This is a genomic window from Kitasatospora sp. NPDC001539 (genome assembly GCF_040298565.1).
In the GTDB taxonomy this organism is placed as follows: domain Bacteria; phylum Actinomycetota; class Actinomycetes; order Streptomycetales; family Streptomycetaceae; genus Kitasatospora.
Genome location: NZ_JBEPAK010000230.1, coordinates 1 through 11,135 on the forward strand (window position 1 = coordinate 1; position 11,135 = coordinate 11,135).

12 protein-coding genes are annotated in these 11,135 nt (G+C 70.8%); 7 read left to right on the forward strand and 5 right to left on the reverse strand.

Annotation, left to right across the window (positions count from 1 at the left end; genetic code table 11):
• The first annotated feature begins 123 nt into the window (after nt 1-123).
• The 5 genes from ABT247_RS26855 (at nt 124) to ABT247_RS26875 (ending at nt 4,095) form a co-directional block, all read left to right on the forward strand.
• Nucleotides 124-831, forward strand: a complete 708-nt coding sequence (locus tag ABT247_RS26855) for a carbon-nitrogen hydrolase family protein (protein WP_350747055.1) — start codon at nt 124-126, stop codon at nt 829-831.
• A gap of 210 nt (nt 832-1,041) precedes the next feature.
• Entirely contained in the window at nt 1,042-1,794 is a 753-nt protein-coding gene (locus ABT247_RS26860; RefSeq protein ID WP_350747058.1) for a DUF6879 family protein, read from the forward strand.
• Complete coding sequence (locus ABT247_RS26865; RefSeq protein ID WP_350747061.1) at nt 1,791-2,633, forward strand: helix-turn-helix domain-containing protein; 843 nt, start codon at nt 1,791-1,793, stop codon at nt 2,631-2,633. The genes ABT247_RS26860 and ABT247_RS26865 overlap by 4 nt, the downstream gene beginning before the upstream one ends.
• Before the next feature lie 127 nt (nt 2,634-2,760).
• The gene (locus ABT247_RS26870) at nt 2,761-2,919 is read left to right on the forward strand and encodes a hypothetical protein (protein WP_350747064.1); all 159 of its coding nucleotides are present in this window, start codon (nt 2,761-2,763) and stop codon (nt 2,917-2,919) included.
• A gap of 3 nt (nt 2,920-2,922) precedes the next feature.
• Nucleotides 2,923-4,095 (forward strand): methyltransferase domain-containing protein, encoded by a 1,173-nt coding sequence (locus ABT247_RS26875; RefSeq protein WP_350747067.1) that lies wholly within the window; start codon nt 2,923-2,925, stop codon nt 4,093-4,095.
• A gap of 67 nt (nt 4,096-4,162) precedes the next feature.
• Here the strand turns inward: ABT247_RS26875 and ABT247_RS26880 are convergent, their stop codons facing one another.
• From ABT247_RS26880 to ABT247_RS26890, 3 genes are all read right to left on the reverse strand, one after another.
• A complete protein-coding gene (locus ABT247_RS26880; protein WP_350747084.1) occupies nt 4,163-5,218 on the reverse strand; it encodes a fatty acid desaturase family protein in 1,056 nt (351 codons plus the stop codon).
• A 133-nt stretch (nt 5,219-5,351) separates the two neighbouring features.
• Entirely contained in the window at nt 5,352-5,762 is a 411-nt protein-coding gene (locus ABT247_RS26885) for a VOC family protein (RefSeq protein WP_350747070.1), read from the reverse strand.
• A 136-nt stretch (nt 5,763-5,898) separates the two neighbouring features.
• The gene (locus ABT247_RS26890; RefSeq protein ID WP_350747073.1) at nt 5,899-6,528 is read right to left on the reverse strand and encodes a hypothetical protein; all 630 of its coding nucleotides are present in this window, start codon (nt 6,526-6,528) and stop codon (nt 5,899-5,901) included.
• Nucleotides 6,529-6,673: 145 nt separating this feature from the next.
• On the opposite strand from ABT247_RS26890, the gene ABT247_RS26895 reads away from it, so the two are divergent.
• Nucleotides 6,674-7,300 carry a TetR/AcrR family transcriptional regulator gene (locus tag ABT247_RS26895; RefSeq protein WP_350747087.1) on the forward strand — a complete coding sequence of 209 codons (627 nt, stop codon included), beginning with the start codon at nt 6,674-6,676 and terminating at the stop codon, nt 7,298-7,300.
• Between the two features lie 97 nt (nt 7,301-7,397).
• Here ABT247_RS26895 and ABT247_RS26900 read toward each other — a convergent pair whose 3' ends face one another.
• Both ABT247_RS26900 and ABT247_RS26905 read right to left on the reverse strand, forming a co-directional pair.
• Nucleotides 7,398-7,865, reverse strand: coding sequence for a GNAT family N-acetyltransferase (locus ABT247_RS26900; protein WP_350747076.1), 468 nt, complete (start codon nt 7,863-7,865; stop codon nt 7,398-7,400).
• Nucleotides 7,866-7,947: 82 nt separating this feature from the next.
• Complete coding sequence (locus tag ABT247_RS26905; RefSeq protein WP_350747079.1) at nt 7,948-8,478, reverse strand: hypothetical protein; 531 nt, start codon at nt 8,476-8,478, stop codon at nt 7,948-7,950.
• Between the two features lie 211 nt (nt 8,479-8,689).
• Between ABT247_RS26905 and ABT247_RS26910 the strand changes: the two genes are divergently transcribed.
• Nucleotides 8,690-11,089, forward strand: a complete 2,400-nt coding sequence (locus ABT247_RS26910) for an LPXTG cell wall anchor domain-containing protein (RefSeq protein WP_350747081.1) — start codon at nt 8,690-8,692, stop codon at nt 11,087-11,089.
• The last annotated feature ends 46 nt before the right edge of the window (nt 11,090-11,135 follow it).

Genomic DNA, 11,135 nt, shown 5'->3' on the forward strand with positions numbered 1-11,135 from the left:
CACCTCCGCGCATAAACGCCCGGCTAATTCCACCCCCCCCCCTCACCCCCCCCCCCCCCCCCCCCGTTGTGGTACGTCGGCCGCCCCGACTCCCCACTCCCACCCCGTGCCATGCTCGTCCCCATGAAGATCGCCGCCGCCCAGCTGACCTGCACCCCCGCCGACATTCCCGCCAACGTGCGGCAACTGGTCGCCCTGGCCGAACAGGCACGCGCGCAGGGCGCCGAGCTGATCGTCTTCCCCGAACTCGTCCTCACCGGCTATGAGCTGGACGCCCTGTCCGACGATCCCGCGCTCTGGGTCACCCCGGACGACGCCCGCCTGGACACCCTCCGCTCCACCGGCATCGCCACCGTGATCAACTGCGCCGTCCGCACCGAGTCGCCGCGACCCGGCATCGGCACGTTCGTCTACGGCACCGACGGCGAACTGATCACCACCTACCTGAAGCAGCACCTCTACGAGACCGAGCAGAGCGTCTTCACCGCAGGTGACAGCGACGGGCGCTTCGCATTCGGCGGCCTCCGGTTCGCCCTCGCCACCTGCTTCGACAACCACATCCCCGACCTGGTCTCCCGCGGCGCCACCGACGGCTGCGACGTCCACCTCGCCAGCTCCCTCTACGGCACCGGCGACGGCATCCACGAACGCGCGACCCTCTACCCGGGCATCGCCAAGGGCACGGACATGCACGTCGTCCTCGCCAACCACGTCGGCCCGGCCGGCTCCTGGACCGGCTGCGGAGGCGCCGCCCTGTGGGCCCCGGGCGGCACCCTCCTCACCGAGGCCGACGGCCACTCCACCACCGTCGCCATCGCCGACGTCCGCTAGGACTCCCCGCCCACGGAGCAGGAAGTCGGCCCGCCCGACTTCCTGCTCCGGCCCAACCCGCAAACCGAGCAACCTTCGTCAAAGTCGGCCGTTACGCGGTTCGCTACGGCACCTTCGGTTCCCCCGCGCGAATATTCGAGAATCACCGCTTCCTGGTCAGTACTTCCGCGGCATCCTGATTCCGCCTGACCGACTGCGAGGGGAGCGGCTGTGAGCCGACGACTGCGGTACATCGGAAGCAACTCGGGGCACAACGGGTGCCCGACCCTTTACGAAGACGCGGAAACCGGGGAAGTCCTCGTGCAGGGGGAGGTCGCGACCGATCCCGACGACCTCGCCCAGCTCCGTAACGTCAAGCCCGGCGAGGGGGCGGTCATCGTGCCTCGGGTGTTGCTCGCCGACTTCGCTCCGCGTGACCTGGACCGAGAGCCCGTGCTGATCAGCTTCGAGGAATTCGAAGACATGTTCACGAGCTTCGAGCACACCGCATTTCGCTTGGAGACCCGTCGCCAGTACCGCTCCGACGAACAGAGCAAGACCTACCGCCGATTCGTCGCCGGGCTGGATCCCGAATGGGACCTGGACCACCCCTGGTGCCGCTCGCGGCGCGAGCAGTCCGCCCTGGGCAAGCGGTTCGAGCGGGTTCGGATCATGGACAACCCGCCCACCATCGGCCAGCGTTACCTGCTCGACAACGCCAAGCGGAACGGCCTGGTCGGTGAGGACATCCGCTACCTGTGGCGCGCGGACGCCGACCGGCTGGGTCTCCCGCAAGAAGACGCCTGGCTGTTCGACTCGCGCGTCATCGCTCTGCTGCACTTCGATACCGAAGATGACTTGATCCAGGTCGAGCTGATCACCGATCCGGTGCGAGTGGCTCGCGCCTGCCAGGAGCGGGACGCTGCCTGGCACCACGCCACACCGCATCGTGAGTTCGAGGCTCAGGTACCGTCCGACATGTGAGTACCGACTTCCAGCAAGCCAGAATCGCCCTCGGCCGGCGGCTCCGTGAGCTGCGAGCCGAGGGCGGCCTCACAGGTCGGCAGCTGGCCGAGCGCTTGGGCTGGACGCAGTCCAAGGTGAGCAAACTGGAAACCGGTCGGCAGACTGCCAGTCACGTTGATCTCAATGCCTGGGCCGACGGCGTCGGAAAACCAGAAGCAGCGGTCGAGTTGTCCGCGAGGCTCCGGGCTTTCGAGTCAGGACACCGTTCCTGGCGACGGCAGTTGGCCGCCGGGCACAAGCCTGTGCAGGACGCACTGACCGCCGAGCACAACCGTTCGTCGACCATGCGCGCGTGGGAGGGCGCCATGATTGTCGGCATACTCCAGACGGCTGACTACGCCCGGCACATCTTCAACGCCTACGTCGACCTTCATCAGTCACCCCGCGATGTCGAGGATGCAGTACGGGCTCGCATCCAGCGCCAGGAGAGCCTCTATCGGCCTGGTAGGAAGTACCACATCATCATGTGGGAAGCCGCCCTTCGTGCCCTCGTCTGCCCGGCGGCAGTCATGGCGGCGCAGCTCGACCGACTGAGCGGTGTGATCGGGCTGGACACCGTTTCCCTGGGCATCGTGCCGTTCGAGGCCTCGATCAAGCTTCCTGCGGCCAACGGCTTCTGGATCCATGACGAGCGACTCGTCATCGTCGAGGACTGGCACGCCGAGCTCTGGCTCGACCAACCGGAGAACGTGGCGCTCTACCTGCGCGTGTGGGAGATGCTGGCCGACTCGGCCGTTTACGGATCGGATGCGCACAAGGTCATCGCGCGGTGCCGCAGGAGTCTCGGAGCTGTCTGAAGAATCCTCGCGAACCTCGTCTCCCGGAAGCCCGAATATTCGAGAATCTCACGCCGACTTGCGGCCACCGCCGTCCTACCGTTCTGCTCGACGGCGGCATCGGTGCCGCCGCGAAAGGGAGGAGAACATGCCCGTGTTCAGCGACGGCAAGCACGGTGGCGGGTCCGGTTCCGGCACCGGGGGTGGCCAGCAGGACGACAGCAGCCGCGGCAACAAGCACGGCGGGGGCGGCAGTGACGAGGGTGGCAACTCCTCGGACGGCAGCGGTCCGGCGACGGGGCGCTGACGCGTGACCGAGCGGCACGAAGCGGAGGCCGGTCGGGCCCGGCTGGCCTCCGTGCTCATCGCGAACGGGTCCCTCACCCCGGACTGGCTGCCCACCTACCACGCCGTCCCCCGCCACTGGTTCGTCCCTGCGCTCGTCTGGCCCGGCCAGGGCGACGGCGTGCGTCAGGGCGACGCCGTGAACCGGCACGCCGACCCCGGCGACTGGTGGCGCGCCGTCTACTCCGACGTCCCGCTCACCACCCAGTGGGACGACGGCGACCACACCGGAGACCACCGGGGCACCACCCCCACGTCCTCCAACTCCATGCCCACCATGGTGTTCTCGATGCTCGCCGCCCTGGCCCCGGAGCCAGGCGACCGGGTGCTGGAGATCGGCACCGGCACGGGCTGGAACGCCGCCCTGCTCTGCCACCGGCTGGGCTCCCGCAACGTCGTCACGGTCGAGGTCGACGGGGACAACGCCGCCGACGCTCGTCTGCGCCTCGCCCGGGCCCGGTTCCACCCCACGCCCGTGGTCGGCGACGGAGCCGCCGGGCACCCCGGCGGTGCTCCCTACGACCGGGTGATCGCCACCTGTTCGGTCGGCCGCGTCCCGCACGCCTGGGTCTCCCAATCGCGGCCCGGCGGAGTGATCGTCGCTCCCTGGGGCCCCGAGTACGGCGGGGAGGCCGTCGTCCGGCTGACCGTCGCCGAGGACGGCACGGCGAGCGGACCGTTCGTCAGGTCGTGCGCTTTCATGCGGCTGCGCCAGCAGCGTACGGCCCGGCCCAGCAGCCTGGAGTACCTGTCCGGACCGTGGCCGGCGGACGGGGAGACAACAGCGACCTCCCTCTCCCCCGAGAGCATCGCCGACTGGTCGGCCATGTTCGCCGTCGGAGTCCAGGTGCCGGGGGTCTTCCCCCTCGTCGAGCGCTACGACGACGGCAGCTACACCCTGTGGCTGCACGACACGGCCGTCACCTCCTGGGCCACCGTCGACTGGGAGCCCGACCGCACCGCTTACGAAGTCGTCCAGTCCGGCCCGCGCCGCCTCTGGGACGAGGTGGAAGCCGCCTTCCACTGGTGGGATTCGCAAGGCCGACCGGGCTTCGACCGCTTCGGCCTCACCGTCACACCCGCCGGCCAGACGGTGTCGCTGGACGCCCCGGCCCACCCGGTGCCCTTCCCCGCCTAAGGGCGCGGACAGACGCCGGAGTGGGAAGTCGGCCACGCCGACTTCCCACTCCGGGCTCCTCCGCCCCTCACTCACCCGAGCGGATCGGCTCCCCCGTCCGGTGCAGGTGGCCCAGGATCTCCCGGTACGAGCGGAGCAGACCCGTCTCGTAGTACGGAATGCCCTTCTCCGCGCAGAAGGCCCGGGTGATCCGCGCGGCCCGCCCCAGTGCGGGGGTCGGCATGTTGGGGAACAGGTGGTGCTCCACCTGGTAGTTGAGGCCGCCCATCAGCGAATCGACGACCGGGCCGCCCCGCACGTTGCGCGAGGTGAGCACCTGGCGGCGCAGGAAGTCCAGCCGCATCTCCGGGGTCACCATCAGCATGCCCTTGTGGTTCGGGGCGAAGACGCAGCCCAGGTAGACGCCCAGCAGCGCCTGGTGCACCGCGAGGAACGCCACCGCCTTGCCGACCGGCAGCGCGGCGAAGACGAGCCCGAAGTAGGCCGCGAAGTGGACGACCAGCAGGGCGCCCTCCAGCAGCGGCCGCTTGATCACCGGGCTGCGCAGTGCGCGGAAGCTGTTGAAGCTGAGGTTGAGGCCCTCCAGCAGGAGCAGCGGGAAGAACAGGTACGCCTGCCGGCGCCCGATGAACCGGGCGAGCCCGCTCGCCTGCCGGGCCTGCCGCTGCGACCAGACGACGAGGTCGGGGGCGACGTCCGGATCCCGCTCCTCGTGGTTGGGGTTGGCGTGGTGGCGGGTGTGCTTGTTCATCCACCAGCCGTAGCTCATGCCCATCAGCAGGTTGGCGGCGATCCGCCCGCCGATCTCGCTCGGCAGCCGCCGGTTGAACACCTGGCGGTGCGCCAGGTCGTGGGCGAGCAGACCGATCTGGGCGAACACGACGGACATCGCCGCCGCCAGGCCGAGCTGCCACCAGGTGTCGCCCAGCGCGAACAGCGCGCACCAGCCGCCGAGGAACGCGGCGAGCACCAGGCCCACCCGGACGGCGTAGTAGCCGGGGCGGCGGTCGAGCAGCCCTTCGGCGGCTATCCGGCGGCTCAACCGGGCGAAGTCGCTGCCGCCGCCGTCCGGCCGGGGAGCGGCGGCCTCGGCGGCCTCGGCGGCTTCGGGAGCCTTGGTCATCGTCAGGGGCTGTGTGGGCATGCCCCGAGTCTGGTCGGACGGGCGGCCGCGAAGAACGGGGAAAGCACCCGTGCCGTACGGGTGTTAACCCCCCTCTTCGCTTTCGGGCCACCCGTCCCGGGGCATCTGCCGCTCAGCCCTTGTCGCGGGCCTGCCAGGCGGCGCGCTGACGCAGGGAGATCCGGTTGCCGTCCGGGTCGACGGCCTCGATGCGGACGCCGAAGCCGTAGTCCTCCGGTTCCGGCTGCTCGAAGGTCACGCCCCGCTCGCGCAGCACCTCGAAGTCGGCCCGCAGGTCGTCCGACTCGATGAAGACCGGACCGGGCGTCCCGCCCTCCTGGCTCCCGGCCGGCTGCCCGGCTGCCGGGGCGTGCGGCCAGAGGATGATCTCCAGCGGACTGCCGGGGACGGCCATGGTGAGGAAGCGGCCGTCCGGGCCCGGGTGGTCGATGCGCTTCTCCAGGCCGAGCTGGTCGGCGTAGAACTTCAGGGCGCGCTCCTGGTCGGTCACGTAGACCGTCACGTACATGATGTTCGTCAGCATCGCGCTGCCGTCCCTTCGTACTGTCGTCGGTGGTTCACTACCGCACCGACGGATCCCGGCGGACGAATGTGACAGTCACCGCGAATACGTCCCGTCCAGCGCGGACGGAAGTTCCGAGCCGCGCTCCGGGCCCGGGCTACCGCCGCGCCACCGAGCGGCGGACCGCGTGGACGGCCGCGCCGAGGGCGAACCCGTAGACCGACACCAGGCCGTGGCCGTTGTCCTGGGCGAGCCACATCGCCAGGCCCAGCACCGGGACTCCGGCCGCCAGGGCGATCTCCTTGGGCAGGCGGGTGCGGGTGAGGAGGGCCAGCGCGAGGGTGGCGCCGAGGAAGTAGGTCGCGCCGGAGCTGCCGGCGAAGTTGCGGGGGTCGGTGCTCGGGCCGTCGCCGAGGCCGAGCAGGGTGTCGATCCGGCCGGGCAGCAGGATGCCGGCGAGGAAGAAGCCGAGGGTGAGCGGGCCTCCCCAGTACCACTGGGCGAGTGCGGCGACCGCGGCCAGGGTGACGATGTTCCAGAGGCCGCCGAAGAGCCCGCCGTTCTGCATGAACACCGAGGTGAACTCGCGCCACCAGCCGGACCTGGCGGGGTCCGCGTCCAGCGCGTCCATGGCCCCGGACCAGGCGAGCTGGAGCAGGACGCCGCCGACGGCCGTGGCGGTCAGGGCGACCGCCGCCCAGGGGATCGGCCGCCCGCGCAGGCTGTCCCGGCCGACCACCCCGAGCCCGCAGTTGACCATCATGACCATCAGCGCAGCCGTGGTCACGTTAAAGACGATCGCCCCCATGCCCGTCACTCCCCCGGTTCCAGCGTTCCCAACGCTGTTCGAAACTCGACGGCGCAAAGCTAGCACAGTTTTCGAACGGTGTTGGAAAACGAGGTACGGTGGATCCCATGAAGCGGTGGATCTCATGAAGCTCACCAAGGAGCGCATCGTCGATGCGGGCATGGCCGTCTTCGCGGAGGTCGGCTACCACAACCTGTCGATGCGCCAGGTCGCCGACCGACTCGACGCCCACGCCGGCAGCCTCTACTACCACGTGCGCGGCAAGGAGGAACTGCTCGCCCTGATGGCCGACCGGGTCTGCCGGCGCGCCTACGACGCGGGCACCGAAGCCCTCTCCGCGCTCCCGCCCACCGCCACCTGGCAGGACCGCGTCGAAGCCCAGACCACCACCCTGCGCGCGGAGATCAAGCAGCACCCCGGCGGCGCCCAGCTCCTCGCCGAGAGCCCCGGCGTGCTCAGCACAGGCGCCCTCTCCCTGATGGAGCGCCTGCTGCGCACCCTGCTCGACGCCGGCCTGCCCGCCGAACACTGCGGCACCGCCGCCGACACGCTGCTCAGCCACGTCACCGGCTTCGTGCTCCAGGAGCAGAACCAGCCGACCACCCCGCCGGCCGTCACCGCCGAGCTGTTCGCCGACCTGAGCGAGCGCTTCCCCCTGGTCATGGGCGACTTGATCCCCCGCCTGAGCCAGGACGAGAAGTTCGCGCGGAGCATCCGCCTGCTCTGCACGGGCTTCGCGGCCCTCTGCTAGCCGCCCACCCGGGCCGCCCCGGCTGCCCGGCCACCCCGGCTGCCCCGGCCACCCGCCGGGCGCGGACGTCGGACGTCGGAGCCGGACGGCCGGACCGCTACCCGGCCCCCTCGAGCCGCCGGGTCATGAACGTGCTGTGCGGGTCCGGCCGGTACTCCCCGAAGGGCCCGCACTCCTCGAACCCGAACTTCCGGTACAACTCCCGCGCCGGCCGGAAGAACTCGGCCGACCAGGTCTCCAGGCTCAGCCGGGTGCACCCCCGCGCCCGGGCCTGCGCGATGATGTGGGCCAGCAGCAGCGAGGCGACGCCGCTGCGCTTGCGCCGGGCGCTGGTGCGCATCGACTTGAGCTCAGCGTGCCCGCCGCCCAGCTGCTTGAGCGCACCGCAGCCGACCAGCTCCGGCCCGTCCAGCACCGACCAGAAGGTCACCTCCGGGCGCCGCAGCCCGTCGAGGTCCAGCGCGTGCGTGCTCTCCGGCGGCGTGATCGACCGCATCTCCCGCACGTGCTCGGCCAGGAACTCCGCGATCTCCGGCCCCGAGAGATCGTCCACCACGATCCGCACCGCGCCACCTCCCGTCGTCCGGCCGCACTCTACTGGAGCGCTCCGCCGGGGATTCCGGCCGTGGGGGCCCGCGCGGGCGGGATCAGCCGACGTCGCCCGGCAGGCTCCGGCGCCACTCCTGGAACCGGTCGAACCGGTCGACGGTGCCCCCCAGCCGGTAGCCCGGCACGGCGAACAGCGACCGGATGGCATCGGCCGGATCGAGCAGCGGAACGGACATCTCCAGCCGCTCCTCCAGGTCCTCGAGCACCTCCTGTTCGTACTCCGTCAGGCCGTCCCGGGCGTACGTCACCAGCGGGTAGCCGCCGGCCGGCGGGTGCGGCTGCGGCAGGACGGGCATGCAGCGCCACATCACCCCGCAGCGGCGGACCAGCGTCTCGCCCAGGTACCACGCGGCGACCTCCAGCAGCGGAGTCCCGCGGGCGTCCCGGACCTCCTCCCAGGTGTCGAACCGGCTGCGGATCAAGTCCTCCAGCCGGTCGAGCGAGGCGGGCGCGAAGTCCCAGTCACCGCCGTGCTCGGCCGCCCACGCCGGGAACGCCCGGCGCTGCTCGGCGAGCCACCCGGACAGCCGGGGGTTGTCGGCCCACTCGGGGGTGTCGATCGGATCCATGCCGGCAGCCTATGCGCCGAGCGCCCCGTGGCGCCGTAACCGACTTGTGTGCAAGGTGCGTTGACGTTCGACACGACGTGGAATCGACGAGACGCGAACACCGTCGGCCGTCTACTGTTCGAACTCTGGCGGCGCACACGTCAATCGGGGCCCGTCCCGACGCCGCCCGGCCAACTGTCTTCATCTGCGGGCTCCTTGGGGGAGTAGCCACGTGACAGACCTGATACCCCGCCGCGCGCGCATCTGGGCGCGCGGCGGCCTCGCACTCGCCTGCACCGCCGTCCTGGCCGTCACCGGCCTGCCCGGTCTCCAGGGCACCGCGTACGCGGCCAAGGGCAAGCGCTGCGACGAGATCTACCAGAGCGCGAAGGGCGCCCCGCAGGGGACGTCCTTCCCCTGGAACAAGGCGTCCGACAGCGTCCGGGACAAGTCGTCCTGGGACACGTACGACTTCGACGCCCCGCGCCAGGCCTTCGACGGGCTCACCCTCCCGTCCGACCCGGCCCAACAGGAGGAGTTCCTCGCGCAGTTCGACTCGGACTACGAGAAGTACCCCGAGAACACCAAGGAACGCGTCTACGCGCGGTACAAGAACTACCTGACCCGCGACCCGCAGAACACCAAGTACGGCACCTTCGAGAAGTGGCTCTCCGACGCCTACATCCTGCCGAACAACAACAACCGGCGCGGCGCCTTCTACGAGGAGAAGGTGGTCAAGGACCTCGGACTGGTCGGCCCCGACTGGCTCTGCCAGGAGGAGATCCCCATCCTGGACAAGGACGGCAAGCCGGTCATCGACCCGAAGACGAACAAGCCGCTGGTCCGCAAGTTCGACGCGGTCAACTACAGGACCAACGACTTCCTGGAGTTCAAGGCCGGCGGCGGCCGGGACACCACCCAGGACCTCGCCAACCGGACCTTCCTCCAGGACCCCCAGCGCAAGGACGCACGCCTCACGTACGTCTTCGGCGAGGAGAAGAAGAGCGCCACCACGAAGTACCTCGCCAAGGTCAACAGCGAGGTGGGATCGGACCCGGCCAACCCGCGCGTGCGCAGCTACGAGCACCGGTCGACCGGGGTGCCCGTCTCCAAGTTCGACCCGAACACCTCCAAGCCCGACCCGTACATGAACACGGGCGCCAAGCAGCCCTCCGGCGGCGCCGCCCGGAACATCGAGGGCTCGATGCCCACCCCGAAGGACATGGCGGAGCGGATGGCGCGCATCCGCGCCGAGGACCCGACCGGCCTGCGGGTGCGCGGTCCCGGCGGGGTGGACTTCTCCACCCTGCAGCTCTCCTACGTCGGCAAGCCGGTCAAGGGCCAGGCGCTCAACTACGCGTTCGCCGCCAAGAAAGCCGACGAGGACGAGGAGAACGTCGGCTGGGGCGGCCAGGAGAAGGCCCAGCTCATCTCGGACTCCTTCTTCACCTGGCTCGCGCTCACCCCGGACAAGTTCTGGGTGAACCTGATGCCCGACCAGCCCGACCGGATCATGGACCCGGCCTTCGGCAGGACCGACGCCGGGCGGGTGCTGCTCCAGGCGGACCTGGAGATGAAGCACGACTGGGCCAGGGACGTCGACCCGCGCCAGGGCACCGGCAAGAAGCTCTGGGAGGCCATGCAGGCCGAGGGCCTGGACTGCGGGCCGATCGAGCGGAACTGGATCGTGCCGCTGCCCGCCAGGATCCGCGCCGACGAGAACGGCGTGTACATCCTCGACGCGCCGCTGAAGGTGAACTCCGAGGCGGCCGTCACCACCGCCCACAACCCGAACGGCGACTGCTCGCTCACCGAGGCCCAGACCCACACCTTCGAGCGGCTGGTCCGCGAGATCGTCGTCCCGGACATCGAGCACAAGGTCAACACCGCCCCGGCGTACGCCGACCTGCGCCGCGTCTACAGCGCCCGGGTCGCCGCCGAGTACGTGCGGCAGCAGGACCAGCAGGAGGCCACCGACTACCGGTCGGTGATCAACAGCAACGACGTCTCCGGGTGGCCGCTGCGCGGCGCGAACAAGGGCTGGACGCCGCGCCAGACCTGGGAGGAGTACGTGAAGTCCTTCACGCAGGGCGACTACAGCTTCCCGTGCGGGAACGACGGGAGGATCTGCGTCGTGGGCGGCGTGGACTTCTCCCAGTCGCCCAAGCAGGACATCGGCGCGACCGAGTTCACGGCCAAGCACAAGGACCTGCCGCGCTCCGCGCAGACCTCGGTGAAGGCCATGACCGACAAGGCGGACACCGACGACCTGCTGCTCCTCGGCGGCGGCGGACCCGCCGACACCGGTCCCACGCCGACCCCGACCCCGACGGACACCCCGACCCCCACCGCGACCCCGACGCCGACGCCGACGCCGACCTCCACGGGCACACCGACCGGTACGCCCACGCCCACCCCCACCACCGCGCCGAGCACTCCGGCCGCCACCCCCGCGGGTGACGACGGCGCCAGCCCCTCACCGGCCCCGGCCGGCGGCAGCAGCGGCAGCGGCAGCGGCAGCGGCGGAAGCCTCGCCAGCACCGGCACCGACGTCCTGCCCCTGGCCGGCGCCGCCGCCGCACTGCTCGCGGGCGGCGCGGCGATCGTCTGGTGGCGCCGCCGCCGGGCCTGACCCGGTCCGCGGCGCGACGGCCGGCCCCGCACCCACCCGGGTGCGG

What these genes read in the sequence shown, in the direction of transcription:
- ABT247_RS26880 (WP_350747084.1), bottom strand. Translation starts at nt 5,218, where the DNA reads ATGACCAAGGCTCCCGAAGCCGCCGAGGCCGCCGAGGCCGCCGCTCCC.
- ABT247_RS26905 (WP_350747079.1), bottom strand. Translation starts at nt 8,478, where the DNA reads ATGGATCCGATCGACACCCCCGAGTGGGCCGACAACCCCCGGCTGTCC.
- ABT247_RS26870 (WP_350747064.1), top strand. Translation starts at nt 2,761, where the DNA reads ATGCCCGTGTTCAGCGACGGCAAGCACGGTGGCGGGTCCGGTTCCGGC.
- ABT247_RS26885 (WP_350747070.1), bottom strand. Translation starts at nt 5,762, where the DNA reads ATGCTGACGAACATCATGTACGTGACGGTCTACGTGACCGACCAGGAG.
- ABT247_RS26855 (WP_350747055.1), top strand. Translation starts at nt 124, where the DNA reads ATGAAGATCGCCGCCGCCCAGCTGACCTGCACCCCCGCCGACATTCCC.
- ABT247_RS26895 (WP_350747087.1), top strand. Translation starts at nt 6,674, where the DNA reads ATGAAGCTCACCAAGGAGCGCATCGTCGATGCGGGCATGGCCGTCTTC.